Below are 15,293 nucleotides of genomic sequence, written 5' to 3'. Positions count from 1 at the left end.
GGATCGTCTCGATCTACTGTGCTTTTGAAGGTGTGCCTGGCGAGGCAGGTTGTGATGATGCATTGACTGCATCGGCCCAGTAGCTGGTGCGGGCGGTGAGCTGGAGGTTGGGATAGTCCTTCAGCTGCAGCCCGATGGCGTGGAGGCCGGGGTGGGGTGACTGTGGCTGGAAGCTGAGGATGTAGCGATTGGGGATGTGGTTGGAGATGGTGGCGAGGTCGCGCTCGAGGCTTTTGGCGTTGGTCAGTTTGAAGTACTCGCCGCCGGTGAGACTGGCAACGGTCTCGGGGATGTTGCGTTTGAGGCCGTCGGTGGCGAGGATGGCGGCCATCTTGGCGAGCGCGAGCGGCGGCAGAAGCTGCGTGGCGCAGTCATAGACCTGGACGGCTTTGTTGTGGGTGGCGTCGGGGTCGGGATCGGGATCGGGATCTTTGCCCATGCAGCCGTGAGGCGGGTTGGGGTGGTGGTTTTCCATCCATAAGCCGCCTGGCTGCGTGGGAAGTGTGCGCGCGCCGTAGTGGGCGGCTTCGGACTTCGCTGTGGAGAAACCGATGCTGTAGATGGTGGTGTTGGTGTCGCTGATGGCGCGTAGGGCGTCATCGAGGCTAGTGCGGCTGCCGCGGTCGAGCGTCTCGCTGATGAGCAGGATGGCGCGGCGATACTCGATGGGTTGTTTGCGCAAGAGGTCAACGGAGAAGGCGATGCTGTCGAGGATGGCGTCGCCGTTGTCGCCGAGTGGTACGTTGCGGATGGCGAGCGGCGAGGCGCAGTTGTCGAGGTGATGCTGACGTGTGCAGTCAGGGGTTAGCGTGGCGATGGCTGCTGCGGCACGATCGATGCTGGGAGTGAAGTCTTCGAGGAGGGTTGGCTGGCTGTCGAAGGCGACGACGGCAATCTTGTGCGGAACATTGCCGACGATGGATTCGAGCATGGGAGCGAGGGGTGGAGCGATGGAGGTGAACTTGTTGAACTCGCGCGCACCGGCGGCGCCGATCTCGATGACAACGACGAGGGCGAGTGGTTCGCCGCCGGTGTCCTGCTCGAGGTGGAGCTTTTGCGGGACGCCGTCGTCGATGAGTGTGAAGTCGTCGGCGTTGAGGGTGTAGACGAGGTTGCCAGGTTTATCGCGAACGAGAGCGGGAACGAGGACGAGAGTGGACTGTGTGCTGATGGTGGGTGTTTGAGGAGTGGGTTCTTGTGCTTGCGCGAGAGGAGAGGCAGCTACGAGAGCGAACGTGAGCGCGGCTTGGAGCTTCATGGCGGCCTCTCCTGCTGGGTTGAGTGTAGTGCTAGCGGCCGTGGGAGGGGTCGTCTGACGTGGCTACGCTCATGTCGAGATAGAGCTTCGGGATGCCGGGGGCGTAGCAGTTCCCGTCGGCGGCGTAGGTTTTGGCGCAGGAGCGGGTGTTCGCGGGGCGGCGGGGGGATTGGGCGTACTGCCAGACGGCGATGTCGGGGGTTCCGGCGGCGGTGATGGGCGGCGGGGTGAGCGTGCAGCCGTTTGAGGGTGGGCAGGCGTCCTGGTAGGCGAAGAAGGCGATGGGGTGGAGGTGCTTTGCGGCGACCTGCTCGCGGATGTCCTGGATGGTGGTGATGGTGGTGCCGGGGTCGTCGGGGACGGGCTGGCCGCTGGCGTAGACGCCCGGGAGGTAGGTGGAGCGGGCGATGGCTTCGGTCCATGCGAGCAGGTAGGCGGACTGTTCGGGGAGCAGGCGGCCGCCCTCTTCCTGGTCGAGGAAGAGGGCGGTGCCGGCGGGGAAGTGTTCGCGCTGCGCAGCGGCGATGGCGGCGGCGGCGTCTTGTTTGCCGAGGGCTTGAGGGGTGGTGCCGCGGCGTTTTGCTTTGAGGATCTCGGCGTCGAGGCGGCCGTTGTAGAGGACGAGGAAGCCGAAGTTGTTGCGGAGAAGGGTGTCGCGCTTGCCGAGCCAGGGATTGGTGGTCTCGCCGGGAGGGTTGTTGAGCCAGTATCCGGTGAAAACGAAGTGCCGGCGGAGGGCGGGCAGGGCAGCGTCGCCGGGGTAGTCGTTGGCGTCGAAGCCCAAATGCTCAGCAGGCCGCTGAGCAGTCTGCTGGGGCCGCGCGATGGTCGCGGTGAAGAGAAGAATGGTGGCGAGGCTCGCGGGGAGGAAACGCATCGAGAGGGCTCCTTATTTGAGGTTACAGGGTGGAGGAATTATGGGATTGGATGAGATGCAATGTAGCTGTGCTACCTTGCTGCTAAAGGGGAAGGAGGGGGCGATGAATGTGACCGAGGTGGTGGACTCGCAGTATCCGATTGGAAAGTTTGTGAAGCCGGAGACGATCACTCCGGATGACCGGCTGAATGCGATTGCGTCGATCGCCGAGATGCCGGAGCAGTTGCGAAATGCGGTGGACGGGCTGAATGCAACGCAGTTGAATACGCCGTATCGCGAGGGTGGATGGACGGTGCGGCAGCTTGTGCACCACATCGCCGACAGCCACATGAATGCGTTTATCCGCGTGCGGCTGGCGCTGACGGAGGACTGGCCGACGGTCAAGACGTACGACGAGAAGGCGTGGGCGGCGTTGCGTGATTCGGTTGCCCCGGTGGAGTGGTCGCTGGAACTGATCGAGAGCCTGCATGCGCGGTGGGTGCTGATGTTGCAGTCGCTGAGCGAGGAACAGTGGGCGAGGGGATTCCGGCACCCGGAGGACGGGCCGATGTCGATTGAGCTGGCGACGCTGGCGTATGGATGGCACTCGCGGCATCACGTAGCGCATATTACGCGTCTGCGCGCGAATAAGAAGTGGTGATGTGGGGCGGGAGACCGGGGCTACGTTGACGCGGGGAACCGAAAGGGAGCAGACGCCAGAGGAGATTGCGCGCGGGCTCGATGCGTTTCTGTCAGAGCATCCGCGCGCGGTGGTGCTCGAGGATGGGCGGGTGGTCTTCGAAATGCGCGAGGCGAAGTACCGGCTCGCAGCGGAGCATGGGCGGTGCACGCTGCACCTTTGGAGCGAGGACAGAAACCTGGTGCGGAGGGTGAGCGCCGTCGCGACGCGCAACGGCGTGCTGCGGCTGAGCACGCATCGCTTCGGGCAGACGAAGCCGCAGACGCTCGAGCTGGTGGCGGATCGCGACCGGCGGACGCCTTCGGCGCGTGAGACGACGCGGGTGCGGTATCTGCGCGTGCTGGAGCGCGTGCTTCAGCGTGAGTTTGCCGACTGGAAGGTGGACGGGCTGCGCACGGCGATGGACCTCGAGAAGAGCTTTGGGCCTGCGTATGCTCGTGGTTCGTTGGTGAAGGGCCAGCAGGCATGGGCGGTGATCGCGGTGAACGAGGAGGAGTCGCCGGCTGTCGTCGATGGGATTCTGACGCTGGGGATTCTGTGGCTCGATCACTGCCGCGCGAAGGGTGATGGGCGCAGGGTGTTTCAGGGGCTGAAGGTGGTTGTGCCGCGTGGGATGGCGGCGCTGACGGCCTCGCGGATGGCGTGGCTGAATACACGCGCCGCGCAGTGGGAGCTATGGGAGCTGGATCAGGCGAGCGAGGGGCTAACGCAGCGCGAGCCTGCGGACCATGGGAACCTGACGACGCGGCTGGTGCATGCTCCGAATGAGGCGGCTGTGCGGGAGAGGTTTGCGGACGCTACAGCGCGGGTGATGGCGCTGGTGCCTGAGGCGATGCGTGGTGTGGTGGAGTTGCGGGTGAGGAGCGGCGCGGAGGTTGCGTTCCTGCTGCATGGGCTGGAGTTTGCGCGGGTGCGCAGTGGGTATGCGGGCGCCTCGTTCAATCGCGAGGATGAGATTACGTTTGGTGCGGGGGCGAATGAGACTCCGCTGACCGGCGAGAACGAGGGAGAGCTGGGAGAGCTGGTGGCGCGGTTGTTTGAGCGGCGGCATTCGGGCGGGGACAAGCGCGATCCGCTTTACAGGATGCAGCCGGAGCGCTGGCTGGAGAACGTGCTGCGGCGAGATGTCGAGCCGCTGGATGCGCGGCTGAATGCGGCGCATGTGTACACGCAGGTTCCAGCGTTTGCCGCGGGGGATCGCGGCATGCTCGACCTGCTGGGAGTGACGGACGACGGGCGGCTGGCGGTGATTGAGCTGAAGGCCGATGATGACCTGCATCTCGCGTTACAAGGGCTGGACTACTGGGTGCGAGTGCGATGGCATCATCGGCAGACGGCGGAGAATGCGGGCTTCGGGCTGGGGGAGTTTCAGAGGCTGGGGTACTTTGGTGGAGTTCGGTTGTCGGAGGCGGACCCGCGGCTGTACCTGGTGGCTCCTTCGCTGCGGGTGCATCCGGCGACGGAGGTGGTACTGAGGTATATCTCGCCGCAGGTGGAGTGGGTACTGGTGGCGCTGGATGAGCGGTGGCGCGAGAAGGTAAAGGCGGTGTGGCGGAAGCGAAGTGTGGGTACGACTGCGTAGAGGCCATTCTCGGCATTGCTCCCAAAATGGGAGCGTGGTATGTTTTCGAAGTGAGGATTGTAGCTCGGAGCACTCTGATCAACTTCGTGCACCACCGAGTTCGCCGAGCAGAACGACGCGTCGTTCTCGATCATCTGGAGGCGTGGTATGCCATTGCCTCCAGGGCGGAGTGGAAGAACTCAGCCGAATTGAAGCGAATGTTTGGTTCGGCGAGCATCGTTTCCGCGAACAGAGTGGTCTTCAACATCAAGGGCAACGATTACCGGCTGGTCGTGAGTATCAACTATCAATTACAGGTCATCTTCATCAAGTGGCTGGGCACGCATGCGGAGTACGACAGGGTCGATGTCGCCACTGTTCAGCACGACAAGGAGCGTTATGCGGATATTTCCCATTCGGAGTGAGCAGGACCACGGGAAGGCTCTATCGAGGATCGAAGTCCTGATGGATAAGAACCGGAGCTCCGCCGAAGAGGATGAGCTGGACGTACTCGCGACGCTTGTGGCGGCCTATGAGGAGAAGCGCTTTCCCATCCAGTGCCCGACCCCCGTCGCAGTCATTCAGTTTGTGATGGACCAGCGAGGTTTGCGGCGCAAAGATCTCGAGGATCTGCTGGGAAGCAGAGCGCGAGTGTCGGAGATATTGAACGGAAGGCGTCCGCTCACGCTGACGATGATCCGGCGGCTGAGTGCGTCCTGGGGTATCTCGGCAGATCTGCTTATTCAGGAACCACAGAGCAGGCGCGGCCGACGGCCAACACACGCTCCCAGGACTGCAAGACGAACGGCGGCTTGAAGCTATCGTTTCTCCTACAAAACGTTTAGCCAAATTAGAGTCAACTCATTGCAGAGCCTGGCGCTAGCCCGCGAGGGTGCGATGCGAGAAGGTGAAGACATCCGGTCGCGAATAGTGGCCGGTTACATCGAGCGCCATGCTCTCGCGGTCGATCATGTTGAGGTCGAGGTCGGCAATGACGAGCTCCTCGCGGTCGTAGATGGGTTCGACGACGTAGCTGGTGTCAGGCGCGATGATGGCGCTGCCTCCGCTCTCGGCCCACTCCTGATTGACGTTGTGAGGAAGCTCACCTGGAATGTCGACGGCGCGCATCATCAGGCCGACGGCGAGGACGAAGCAACGGCCTTCGAAGGCGTAGTGGCGGCTGGCGAGCTGCGCGATCTCGTTGGCCGTGGGCCAGACCGCGACGTGGATGTGCTCGCCGGACTGGTGCATGGCGGTGCGCGCGAGCGGCATCCAGTGCTCCCAGCAGATGAGTCCGCCGACGCGGGCGTTGGCTATGGAAGCAGCGCTTAGGCCACCGCCGTCGCCGTTGCCCCAGACCAGCCGCTCGGTGAATGTGGGGACGAGCTTGCGATGGTGATTTGCCAGAAGGCCGTCGGTTGAGAAAGTGAGGAGGCTGTTGTAAAGGGTGCCCTGGCCTGGGCCTTCGTCAACGCGCTCGTTGATGCCGATGACGATTCCAATGCTGAGGTCAGCGGCTGCTTCAGCGAGCGCCTTCGTCTCAGGGCCGGTGATTGTGATGCTGTTCTGGCGCAGCTCCGCGAAGATGCGCTTGGTTGGCTCATGGTTCCACAGGCCGGCGGCGGGGCAGACGTCGAGCCAGACGGGATAGCCGGGAAACCACGTTTCGCCAAAGGCGATGAGCTTTGCGCCCTTGCCGGCCGCCTGCTGGATCAGGTCAAGCGCTTTAGTGAGCGTGGCTTGCTTGTTTTGGTAGATGGGCGCGAACTGCGCGAGAGCGACGCGAATGTTGTTAGGCTGCACCTTTGGTCTCGTTTCTACCAGCAGGATTTGTGGGTGTCCTTTTGATGCAGTAGCGGCGAATTCAGTCACAGTAAGCGGCTGAGGTGAGGAGCGAGTCGTCTGCTGGCTCAGTCGCAAGAATCTCTAACGCGGAAGTTTGCGGCTGGGACTCGAAGAAGCGCTCTACGGCGTCGAGGACGGCGGGGCCGTTTTTGGATTCGAAGATTTGTTTGCGGAGGGTGGAGCCTCCGGGGACGCCGTGGGTGAACCAGCTGGCGAACTGCTTCATCTTGCCGACGCAGTCGCGGTTGCGCTGCTCGCGGGCGATCTGGCCTGAGGCCGTGATGGCTGCGGCACGGGCGGCTTCGGCGGCCTCTTCTACGGCGATCTCGTCGACCAGCATCTGGAAGTAGGTGCGGATCATGCGGTAGCGGTCTTCGTTGGTGGGGATGTCGTAGGCGCCGGTCCCCGTTGCCTCTTTAGAGGCCGTGTACTGGGCGATCTGGCGGAAGATCCATGGATTGGACGGCGCGGTGCGGCCGATCATGACGGCGTCGCAGCCTGTGGCCTCGACCATGGCGGCGGCGTCCTCGGGGGTGCGGATGTCGCCGTTGCCTATGACGGGGATATTGACGGCATCCTTCACGGCGGCGATGAACTCCCAGCGGGCCTGGCCCGTGTAGCCGTCCTCGCGGGTTCGGGCGTGGAGCGCGCAGGCATTGAGGCCGCAGTCCTCGGCGAGCTTCGCCAGCTCGACGCAGACGATGTTGGAGTCGTTCCAGCCGATGCGGAACTTCACCGTGAAGGGGATGGTGACGGCGGCGCGGATGGCCTTGAAGATCGTCTCGATGAGCGGCAGGTCGCGCAGCAGGCCGGAGCCTCCGTTGCAGGCGACGACGCGCTTGGCCGGGCAGCCGAGGTTGAGGTCGACGAGGTCGAATCCGGCGTCCTGCACGATGCGGGCGGAGTCGGCGAGGGTCTCGGGGTTGGAGCCAAAGAGCTGCGCGGAGATGGGGTGCTCGTCGTCGTAGTAGGTGAGATAGCGCTTGCGCTTGGTCTCGCGCATGCGGGAGAGGCCGTCGGCGGAGGTGAACTCCGTCATTATGAGGCCGCAGCCGGATTGCTGGTTGGTGGTTATAGCCTCGACGTTCGTCGAGGATTCTGTGGAAGCGGTGAACTGGCTCGCGTTCTTGATGAAGCGGCGGAAGACTGTATCGGTGACACCGGCCATGGGTGCGAGGACCGTCGCCGGGGCGATCGTTACGTTGCCGATGGAGAAGCTGGCAGGCACGCGGGCGTGCTCCGGCATGGCGTACTCACGGGGCGAGTCCCAGCGCTTCTGCTCGAGTGTGTAACGCTTCTTCATAAAGACAGGGAATAGGGAGTAGGGAGTAGGGAGTAGAAAGCGAAGGCCTCCGTTTTTCGCGGAGGCCTTCTGATAGTTTTCGGCTCCGCTTTACTTTGCGGCTTTGCCGGCGTCCGACTGGGCGAACTTGCGGCGGAAGCGCTCGACGCGTCCGGCGGTGTCGACCAGCTTCTGCTTGCCGGTGAAGAACGGGTGGCAGTTGGAGCAGATTTCAAGGACGATGTCGCCCTTGTGCGTGGAGCGGGTCTCAAAGTGGTTGCCGCAGGCGCACTTGACGGTGATGGTTTCGTACTTCGGGTGGATTCCTTCTTTAGGCATCGGTGGTTCTATCCTTTTGCCAAAGGCGTGTGTTGGCCGGTTGGCTGAGATGGCTCGTCGGGTCGCGGATCGCTTGCGACGGTGCGGTCACGTCACATCGAAGGCCTGTCGCGAAGCCGGCACACCCCGACTGGAGTGGCTAAGCGCTTCTCTTATTTTAGCATCACGTGTCCAGCTTTTCAGCCGTGCGATCGGGATTCGCACAGGGCCCGCAGACGGCGAAGTGCTGCGATACTAGAGTTACGACCGATGGCTGAGATTTGTCAGATCTGCGAGGGAGCCGGGCTGCGGGTGGTGCAGCGCGATGGGCGGCAGTTTGCCGAGGAGTGCGAGTGCCGCGTGCGGGAGCGTGCGGCGCGCAGGCTGGGCCGGGCTGGGATTCCGCGGCGGTATGAACACTGCTCGCTCGATAACTATGAGACGAAATTTCCCTCGTCGCACCGGTCGCTGGGCGCGGCGCTGGTGCGGGCGCGAAAGTTTGTGGAGAGTTATCCGCTGGAGACGGCGGGGACGGGACTGCTGCTGACGGGCGGGATCGGGGTGGGAAAGACGCACCTGGCGGTCGGGATTCTGCAGGCCCTGGTGACTGAGCGCGGCGCGTCAGGGCTGTTTTACGACTATCGCGACCTGCTGAAGCAGGTGCAGAACAGCTACAACCCGCAGGTTCGCGAGACCGAGCTTCAGGTGCTGCGGCCCGTGTTTGAGGCCGAGGTGCTGGTGCTGGACGAGCTGGGTGCGGCCAAGCCGACCGACTGGGTCTGGGACACGGTCGCGCACATCTTGAATACCCGCTATAACGACCGGCGGACGACGATTATCACCACGAACTACAGCAACCTCGGGCCGCTGGGCACGGAGGCGGGGCCACGCGGCACAGCGGTGCGCGAGGAGACCCTTGGCGACCGCATCGGCGAGCGCATGCGGTCGAGGCTACAGGAGATGTGCGTTGTGGTTGAGATGCAGGGTGAGGACTTCAGGCAGAAGATCAAACGCGCAAGCTTCGCCTGAGCGCGTGCGGCGCGGGTGCTAGACGACGGTCGCCAGGAGGGCGATTCCGGCAGTCAAAGCGGCGATTCTGTAGACGCGGTCCGCCACTTTGGACGGCGCAGAACGTGCAGTGGTGTCGGAAACGGTGGTAAACTGCCCGGCTTTCTGAGCAGGGGGCGGCGCTTTGCTGGTTGGGGTGTCCATTGGAGCGTCTCCTCTCATAACCCTTTGATGACTCTTAACGGCATATTGGCTCAGAAAGTTCTGGCCTCAAATGAAAATCAGGCTACTTTTTTGCGAAGGTGCTCTGCTGGTTTCCTTTGTGACTGCAGTACGTGAGAAAAGGGCAACTGCGAGGTATAAAATCCGGGCTTATGAGCGATAGGGAGCAGGAAGGCACACGCGGGATAGAGCGGGCTGGGGACTCGGGAATGTTTGCGCCCAAGGCGCCTGCGGGGGGCGGGATGTCAGCCTCGGTCTGGGTTATCGCCGGCGTCGTAGTGCTGGCGGTTTTGGCTGGGTTGGTCATTGCGGGCAGAAAAAAGGCGTCTCCAGTGACCGGGATTCAGCCGTTGGCGGCCTATGCGGCTAACCTGCCGCTCTCGGGGCTTGCGATGAGCGAGTCGACAAGCCTCTCAGGTGGCAAGTCGACCTTTATCGACGGAACGGTGCGGAATACAGGGAGCCAGACGGTGGCCGGCATCACGGTTCAGGTGCTGTTCCGCAACGACGAGGCGATGCCCCCGCAGGTGGAGACGGTACCTCTGATGCTGATTCGGACGCGGGAGCCTTATATCGACACCCAGACGGTGGCGTCCGCTCCTCTGAAGTCCGGGGATTCGCGGGAGTTCCGGCTGATCTTTGAGTCGATCCCGCAGAACTGGAACCAGCAGATGCCCGAGGTTCATATCATTCGGGTTGAGACCAGGTAATTCCCGGCTGGTAAGGGCTGGGAAATCCAGACTTTCGGCATTCAGCAAATGTTACCGGCGACCCGGAAGAATTTGCTGAACGTGTGCTCATTCTCCCGAGAGCCGGTTTGCGACCTCGTTGGCCATAAGTCACTTGCTTTCAAAGACAACCACGGGTTTTTGAGTTTGGCACGCCAGATGCTCTATGCAATGGCGTGTTGACGTCTGAACGTTAGGCGAACCAAGACACTGAGGAGTTTGAAAATGATGAAAACAGGAAATACCTTTGGTCTCTCAGTTTTGGTGCTGGGTAGCGCGATGGGAATGAGCGCCCTGGCCCAGTCGAGTTCGCCCGCTAGCCAGTCCACGCAGCCTGCGAGCACCACTTCGCAGATCAGCCCGGACGACAAGGGGACCTACGCCACCGGCCAGCCCCTCAATACGCAGTCGAAGGAAGGCTTCTGGGGCAAGATGAACCCGCTCGCTCGCAAGAAGTGGGTACACAGGCAGGTTGATCCGATCAAGGATCGCACCAACGAACTCGACCAGCTTCAGGCCAAGAACGCCAACGACATCCGCGATGTGGATTCGCGCGCGACGGCTGGCATCAATAAGGCGATGACCGCCGCAACCTTGGCCGACCAGCACGCGACGGATGCGGGCAATCGCGCTAATGCAGCCAATACGCTGGCGACCAACGCGAGCACCCGTACAGATGCCCTGAACACCACGGTCACCAATCTGGACCAGTACCAGCAGGTCTCGGCGACCGAGATTCCGTTCGCCGCGGGACGTACCTCGCTCGGTCCGAAGGCCAAGGCCCAACTGGACGACGTCGCGACGAAGCTGAGCGCCGAGAAGGGCTACATCGTCGAGGTGGAGGGATATAGCCGCGGCGGCGTGCAGAGCTCGCAGGCGATGGCTGACTCGGTGGTTCGTTACCTCGTCACCGAGCACCAGATCCCGGTCTACCGCATCTACCGCACCGGAATGGGCCGCAACACGACCAAGCCGGCTGAGGGTGAGAAGGCGCTCGTCAACGGAGTCCGCGTGACCCTGCTGCACAACAGTCTCGCGACCATGAACTCAACTTCGGCGTCGAACGCTGTTCCGACGCCCCCAACGACATCCAACGCGGGTGTGAGCAAGCCCGAGTGACCGAGTAGCCCTCCCCCCAAAGGGCGGCACGGGCCGAGCAGCGATGCTTGAGTGCCGCCCGAAAGTTCTAAAGTTTGCAGAGCCTGCGACATAGATCGCACTCCGCAATAGACTCTCCTAACCAGAGAGAACCAAGGCAGATTGGCCCCTCACGCGAGGGGCCGTTTTTTTTTCTGGATTTGGGCTGCTTTGCTCAGCTTTGCCTCACGCATCGCCTGATGCGCTGTCAGGCTGAAGGCGATATTCCCTTGACGATCTCGTGGATGGCGAGCAGCGGTTCGAGCACCGCCTTGAGGTGGTTGAGGTGAAGCGCGTTGGCTCCGTCGCTCCTGGCATGCGGCGGGTCGTTGTGGACTTCGAGGAAGACGCCGTCAACTCCGGCGGCGACGGCGGCGCGGGCAAGGACGGGGATGAACTCGGGCTGGCCACCGCTGACTCCGTTGGCTGCCGAAGGGGTTTGGACGGAGTGGGTTCCATCGAAGACGACCGGCGCGAAGGCGCGCATGATGGGCAGCGAGCGCATATCGACGACGAGGTTGTTGTACCCGAAGCTGGCTCCGCGCTCGGTGAGGGAGACGCGATCGCAGCCGCTCTCGCGGACTTTTTCGACGGCGTGGCGCATGTCGGCCGGGGCGACAAACTGGCCCTTCTTGATATTGATGGCGCGGTTGTTGGTCTTCGCGGCCTCGGCGGCGGCGATCAGCAGGTCAGTCTGGCGGCATAGGAAGGCCGGAATCTGGAGGACGTCGACGGACTCGGCGGCGACGGCGCAGTCCTCTGCGGTATGGACGTCGGTGAGGACGGGCAGCCCGGTGGTCTCGGCGATGGTGCGGAGGATGCGCGTGCCTTCGACAAGGCCGGGGCCGCGAAAGCTCTTGATGGAGGTGCGGTTGGCCTTGTCGTAGCTGGCCTTGAAGATGTACGGGACGCCGAGGTCGGAGGTGATGCGCTGGATCGACTCAGCCATCATGCGGGCGTGCTGTTCGGACTCGATGACGCAGGGGCCGCCGATGAGGAAGAGCTTACCGTGGCCGGCGGAGACGGTGTTGGGCGCGCGGCCGATTTCGAAGGGATGGGTCACGATTGCTATTTGACCATAGTGTCACGGCCGTTGCAGATGGGAGCGTACGCTTCCCGCCTGAAGCGGGTGATATAGAGTGAATGACGGGAGAGCAGTCGATGGAGATGCACGACACAGCTGACGCGAGTCCGAGCGTGTGCTGTGTGATTGTGAACTGGAACGGATGGCAGGATACGCTCGATTGCCTATCCTCGCTTCGGACACAGGACTACCGCAATCTGCAGATTGTTGTGGTGGACAACGGGTCGACAAACGACTCCGCGGGACGCATACGGTCGGCGTTTCCTGAGGTGACGCTGATCGAGACTGGTAAGAACCTTGGGTTCCCGAAGGGGTGCAATGTGGGGATCCAAACCGCGCTTGCGGGAAGTGCGGAGTTCGTATGGCTGCTCAATAACGATACGGTTTGCCCGCAGGACACACTGCGGAAGCTGGTGCGGCGGGCGATGGCGAGCCCGGAGGCAGGGCTGGTGGGAACGGTATTGCTGTATGCGCACGATCCGACGCAGGTGCAGGCATGGGGTGGCGGTAAGGTCAGGCCGTGGATCGCCTACTCGACGCATTTTCACGCACCGGTGAAGTTTGACAAGAACTGCTATACAACCTTCGCCAGCGTGCTGGCACGTCGAGCGATGCTTGAAGAAGTTGGTCTGCTCTACGAAGGCTTCTTTATGTATTGCGATGACACTGATCTGTGTCTGCGAATGCAGGAGACACACTGGAAGATTGTGATGGCCGAAGATACGGCGGTGCTGCATAAGGAGGGGGCAAGCACGCCGAAGAGTCAAAAGCCATTCATGACAAAGACGATTACGGTGTCCTCTCTCCGATTCATCCGAAGGCACTCAAGACTGGCATTGATCGGTATGCCGCTTTATTTAGCGCTGCGATCAGGAAACCGGATCGTGCAGAGAGACTGGAATGGCTTGAGGGCCGTCTGGCAAGGCGCAACGGAGTTCGTGCGAGAGCCCATGCCTTGAAGTGGTTCCAGAGTCGATAATGTGTTTGACGCTCCCCCAACGCTCTCATATTCTTTTCTCAGATGAACAATCTACTGCAGACAGAGAATGAATCCCTGCTTCGTGAAGAGATCAACTTTGACGATCTGAGTTCTGATTTCGACTCGGGAGATCCCTTTCGACATATTGTGATCGATAACTTCCTCCGTGAAGACGTGGCGCGCGCGGTTGCCGAGGAGTTTCCGGAGTTTGATGGCCCGGCTTGGTCTGTCTATAACAACGCCATCGAGGTGAAGAAGGCGTTGAACCATTGGGATCGTTTTCCGAAGAATACCTATGCGCTGTTCAATTTTTTGAACTCCGATGAGTTTGTGGCGGAGATGTCGAAGCTGGCCGGAGTGAAGCTGTGGGCCGATCCGGGCCTGCATGGTGGCGGCTGGCACTCGCACGCCGCCGGCGGCAAACTGAACACTCACCTCGATTATTCGATCCACCCGAAGCTGGGGTTGGAGCGGATTCTGAATCTGATTGTCTATGTGGCTCCCGACTGGCGTGAGGAGTACGGAGGAGCGCTGGGGCTCTGGGCGGATAACAACGGTGCGCCGGGTGAACTGCGGAAGCAGATTTCGTGCATGTTCAACCGTGCAGTGATCTTCGATACTTCGCAGAGGTCGTGGCATGGGCTTCCGGAGCCAGTGACCTGCCCGCCGGGCAGGGCACGAAACAGTCTCGCTGTGTACTACCTGTGCGAGCCTCGAGAAAGTGCAGCGGACCGTGGACGTGCCTTGTTTGCTCCCCATGGTGAGCAGGCGAACGACCCTGGGGTTCTGGAGTTGATCAAGCTGCGAAGCCAGGTGAACACCTCGCAGAGTGTGTACCGGACGAACGTGAACGGCGAATCAAAAAACTAAAGGGAACCGTATAGACGCGCTCAGGCGGCGGGAGGCTTGCCGAAGCGCTCACGTATGAGCGAGAGGGCTTGCTCGGGGGTGCTAACGGCGCCTTCAAGCTGGGCGTCTTCGGCGGCCTCGAGCATCGCCTTGAAGCGCGGGCCGGGGTGGTAGCCGGCGGCGATGAGCTCGCGGCCGGTGAGCAGGAGCCTGGGGTGGATCTCTTCAGCGGGCGCGGTCTCGTACTGCTGCTTTGTGAAGTCGTAGAGGCTGAGGTCGCCGTGCGCGGAGGCGCAGTCGATGCGGTGGAGTTCGAGTTGTTCGTCGAAGTGTGGCAGGCGGAGGAAGCGCTTCAGCGTGGACTGGCGCATGTGCATGACGTCTCCGAAGCGCATGTGGTTTTTGACGAGCGCGACGATCTGCGCGGAGTCTTCGTTGGAGAAGCGCAGGTGTGCGAGGACCTTCTCTGCAATGCGTACGCCGACCTCGACGTGGCCGTTGAAGCGGATGCGGTCGTGTGGGTCGTTGGGGTTGGGCGCACGGAAGGTGGCGGGTTTGCCGATGTCGTGCAGGAGCGCTCCCCAAGCGAGCGTGGGCGAGCAGCCGGCGGGAAGCTTTTCAAGCAAGAGCATGGTGTGGACCCAGACGTCGCCCTCGGGGTGGAACTCGGGCGGCTGCTGGACGCCGTGCATGCGTGTGGCCTCGGGGAGGACCTGCGCGAGGAGGCCGCTTGAGTCGAGCAGCTCAAAGGCCCGGCGGGCGCGGCCTTCGGTGAGCATCAGGGTGAGCTCGTCGCGGACGCGCTCGAGGCTGACCTGATTGATCTGCGCTGCGGCGTTGTGGATGGCGGCGAAGGTCGTTGGCTCGATGTCGAAGTCGAGGCGGGAGGCGAAGCGGATGGCGCGGAGCATACGCAGCTTGTCTTCGGCGAAGCGCTGGGCGGGGTCGCCGATGGCGCGGATGATGCGTGCGGCGAGGTCGTTGCGGCCGCCTACGTAGTCGAGAGTTGCGGCGGGGGCATCGCCTGTCCGCTCGAAGATGGGGGGATCGAGGAGCATGCCATTGATGGTGAAGTCGCGGCGCTGCACGTCTTCTGTGGGATCGCTGGAGAAGCGAACGGCGTCGGGGCGGCGGCCGTCCGAGTAGACTCCGTCGTGGCGGAAGGTGGCGACTTCGGTGGAGACGACGTTGTCTTCCCCGTTGTTTGGTTCCCCGCGGTTTGGCTCACAGACGAGGACGACGCCGAAGTGCGCGCCCACGGTGAGGGCTTTCTTGTTGGGGAAGAGTCTTAGGACGGCATCCGGTGTGGCGCTGGTGGCTACGTCGTAGTCTTTGGGCGCTATGTCGAGGAGGAGATCGCGCACGCAGCCTCCGGCGAGGTAGGCCTGATGGCCCGCGCTGCGGAGGGTGAGGGCGATCTCGTGTGCGGCGAGGTATCGCGGGTCGGACTGGATGCTGGGTGCCAT

General features: G+C 62.4%; 17 protein-coding genes. 9 read left to right on the top strand and 8 right to left on the bottom strand.

Annotation, left to right across the window (positions count from 1 at the left end):
* Positions 1–13 precede the first annotated feature (13 nt).
* Together OHL16_RS13435 and OHL16_RS13430 are read right to left on the bottom strand one after the other, a co-directional pair.
* Positions 14–1,258: a VWA domain-containing protein gene (locus OHL16_RS13435; protein ID WP_263367678.1), complete on the bottom strand. Its 1,245-nt coding sequence runs from the start codon at positions 1,256–1,258 to the stop codon at positions 14–16.
* 31 nt (positions 1,259–1,289) lie between these two features.
* Positions 1,290–2,135, bottom strand: a complete 846-nt coding sequence (locus OHL16_RS13430) for a glycoside hydrolase domain-containing protein (RefSeq protein ID WP_263367677.1) — start codon at positions 2,133–2,135, stop codon at positions 1,290–1,292.
* A gap of 103 nt (positions 2,136–2,238) precedes the next feature.
* Here OHL16_RS13430 and OHL16_RS13425 point away from each other — a divergent pair, with 103 nt between their 5' ends.
* Genes OHL16_RS13425 through OHL16_RS13410 form a run of 4 tightly spaced genes read left to right on the top strand, consistent with a single transcriptional unit; the run spans position 2,239 to position 5,191 of the window.
* Entirely contained in the window at positions 2,239–2,775 is a 537-nt protein-coding gene (locus OHL16_RS13425; RefSeq protein ID WP_263367676.1) for a YfiT family bacillithiol transferase, read from the top strand.
* A 25-nt stretch (positions 2,776–2,800) separates the two neighbouring features.
* Positions 2,801–4,396, top strand: coding sequence for a hypothetical protein (locus tag OHL16_RS13420; protein WP_263367675.1), 1,596 nt, complete (start codon positions 2,801–2,803; stop codon positions 4,394–4,396).
* A complete protein-coding gene (locus tag OHL16_RS13415; RefSeq protein ID WP_263367674.1) occupies positions 4,363–4,800 on the top strand; it encodes a type II toxin-antitoxin system HigB family toxin in 438 nt (145 codons plus the stop codon). Before OHL16_RS13420 ends, OHL16_RS13415 begins: the two co-directional genes overlap by 34 nt.
* Positions 4,775–5,191, top strand: a complete 417-nt coding sequence (locus OHL16_RS13410) for a helix-turn-helix domain-containing protein (protein ID WP_263367673.1) — start codon at positions 4,775–4,777, stop codon at positions 5,189–5,191. Before OHL16_RS13415 ends, OHL16_RS13410 begins: the two co-directional genes overlap by 26 nt.
* A 63-nt stretch (positions 5,192–5,254) precedes the next feature.
* Here the strand turns inward: OHL16_RS13410 and OHL16_RS13405 are convergent, their stop codons facing one another.
* The 3 genes from OHL16_RS13405 to rpmE all read right to left on the bottom strand — a co-directional run bounded on the left by OHL16_RS13405 (position 5,255) and on the right by rpmE (position 7,841).
* Positions 5,255–6,178 carry a carbon-nitrogen hydrolase family protein gene (locus OHL16_RS13405; protein WP_263367672.1) on the bottom strand — a complete coding sequence of 308 codons (924 nt, stop codon included), beginning with the start codon at positions 6,176–6,178 and terminating at the stop codon, positions 5,255–5,257.
* A 61-nt stretch (positions 6,179–6,239) separates the two neighbouring features.
* Positions 6,240–7,523 (bottom strand): tRNA dihydrouridine synthase, encoded by a 1,284-nt coding sequence (locus OHL16_RS13400; RefSeq protein WP_263367671.1) that lies wholly within the window; start codon positions 7,521–7,523, stop codon positions 6,240–6,242.
* A 90-nt stretch (positions 7,524–7,613) separates the two neighbouring features.
* On the bottom strand, positions 7,614–7,841 hold the full coding sequence (gene rpmE, locus OHL16_RS13395) for a 50S ribosomal protein L31 (RefSeq protein ID WP_263367670.1): 228 nt from the start codon (positions 7,839–7,841) through the stop codon (positions 7,614–7,616).
* Between the two features lie 249 nt (positions 7,842–8,090).
* On the opposite strand from rpmE, the gene OHL16_RS13390 reads away from it, so the two are divergent.
* Entirely contained in the window at positions 8,091–8,849 is a 759-nt protein-coding gene (locus OHL16_RS13390) for an ATP-binding protein (protein WP_263367669.1), read from the top strand.
* An 18-nt stretch (positions 8,850–8,867) separates the two neighbouring features.
* Here the strand turns inward: OHL16_RS13390 and OHL16_RS13385 are convergent, their stop codons facing one another.
* The gene (locus tag OHL16_RS13385; protein WP_263367668.1) at positions 8,868–9,032 is read right to left on the bottom strand and encodes a hypothetical protein; all 165 of its coding nucleotides are present in this window, start codon (positions 9,030–9,032) and stop codon (positions 8,868–8,870) included.
* Positions 9,033–9,259: 227 nt separating this feature from the next.
* Between OHL16_RS13385 and OHL16_RS13380 the strand changes: the two genes are divergently transcribed.
* Both OHL16_RS13380 and OHL16_RS13375 read left to right on the top strand, forming a co-directional pair.
* Positions 9,260–9,760, top strand: coding sequence for a DUF2393 domain-containing protein (locus OHL16_RS13380; RefSeq protein ID WP_263367667.1), 501 nt, complete (start codon positions 9,260–9,262; stop codon positions 9,758–9,760).
* A 243-nt stretch (positions 9,761–10,003) separates the two neighbouring features.
* Positions 10,004–10,897: an OmpA family protein gene (locus tag OHL16_RS13375; protein WP_263367666.1), complete on the top strand. Its 894-nt coding sequence runs from the start codon at positions 10,004–10,006 to the stop codon at positions 10,895–10,897.
* Between the two features lie 226 nt (positions 10,898–11,123).
* Here the strand turns inward: OHL16_RS13375 and kdsA are convergent, their stop codons facing one another.
* Entirely contained in the window at positions 11,124–11,978 is an 855-nt protein-coding gene (gene kdsA / locus OHL16_RS13370; protein ID WP_317891062.1) for a 3-deoxy-8-phosphooctulonate synthase, read from the bottom strand.
* Positions 11,979–12,082: 104 nt separating this feature from the next.
* Between kdsA and OHL16_RS13365 the strand changes: the two genes are divergently transcribed.
* Both OHL16_RS13365 and OHL16_RS13360 read left to right on the top strand, forming a co-directional pair.
* On the top strand, positions 12,083–12,958 hold the full coding sequence (locus OHL16_RS13365; protein WP_263367665.1) for a glycosyltransferase family 2 protein: 876 nt from the start codon (positions 12,083–12,085) through the stop codon (positions 12,956–12,958).
* 62 nt (positions 12,959–13,020) lie between these two features.
* On the top strand, positions 13,021–13,848 hold the full coding sequence (locus OHL16_RS13360; protein ID WP_263367664.1) for a 2OG-Fe(II) oxygenase: 828 nt from the start codon (positions 13,021–13,023) through the stop codon (positions 13,846–13,848).
* A 20-nt stretch (positions 13,849–13,868) separates the two neighbouring features.
* Here OHL16_RS13360 and OHL16_RS13355 read toward each other — a convergent pair whose 3' ends face one another.
* Entirely contained in the window at positions 13,869–15,293 is a 1,425-nt protein-coding gene (locus OHL16_RS13355; protein WP_263367663.1) for a CCA tRNA nucleotidyltransferase, read from the bottom strand.

The organism is Edaphobacter bradus, from assembly GCF_025685645.1.
Lineage (GTDB): Bacteria > Acidobacteriota > Terriglobia > Terriglobales > Acidobacteriaceae > Edaphobacter > Edaphobacter bradus.
The sequence above is the reverse complement of the archived record's forward strand: the minus strand, read 5'-3'. Positions and strand labels throughout refer to the sequence as shown.

Coding starts and splice junctions, on each gene's coding strand:
- OHL16_RS13365 (WP_263367665.1), top strand. CDS start 12,083: ATGCACGACACAGCTGACGCGAGTCCGAGCGTGTGCTGTGTGATTGTG.
- OHL16_RS13430 (WP_263367677.1), bottom strand. CDS start 2,135: ATGCGTTTCCTCCCCGCGAGCCTCGCCACCATTCTTCTCTTCACCGCG.
- OHL16_RS13360 (WP_263367664.1), top strand. CDS start 13,021: ATGAACAATCTACTGCAGACAGAGAATGAATCCCTGCTTCGTGAAGAG.
- OHL16_RS13355 (WP_263367663.1), bottom strand. CDS start 15,293: ATGGCACCCAGCATCCAGTCCGACCCGCGATACCTCGCCGCACACGAG.
- OHL16_RS13390 (WP_263367669.1), top strand. CDS start 8,091: ATGGCTGAGATTTGTCAGATCTGCGAGGGAGCCGGGCTGCGGGTGGTG.
- OHL16_RS13410 (WP_263367673.1), top strand. CDS start 4,775: ATGCGGATATTTCCCATTCGGAGTGAGCAGGACCACGGGAAGGCTCTA.
- OHL16_RS13375 (WP_263367666.1), top strand. CDS start 10,004: ATGATGAAAACAGGAAATACCTTTGGTCTCTCAGTTTTGGTGCTGGGT.
- OHL16_RS13425 (WP_263367676.1), top strand. CDS start 2,239: ATGAATGTGACCGAGGTGGTGGACTCGCAGTATCCGATTGGAAAGTTT.
- rpmE (WP_263367670.1), bottom strand. CDS start 7,841: ATGCCTAAAGAAGGAATCCACCCGAAGTACGAAACCATCACCGTCAAG.
- OHL16_RS13400 (WP_263367671.1), bottom strand. CDS start 7,523: ATGAAGAAGCGTTACACACTCGAGCAGAAGCGCTGGGACTCGCCCCGT.
- OHL16_RS13435 (WP_263367678.1), bottom strand. CDS start 1,258: ATGAAGCTCCAAGCCGCGCTCACGTTCGCTCTCGTAGCTGCCTCTCCT.
- OHL16_RS13380 (WP_263367667.1), top strand. CDS start 9,260: ATGTTTGCGCCCAAGGCGCCTGCGGGGGGCGGGATGTCAGCCTCGGTC.
- OHL16_RS13385 (WP_263367668.1), bottom strand. CDS start 9,032: ATGGACACCCCAACCAGCAAAGCGCCGCCCCCTGCTCAGAAAGCCGGG.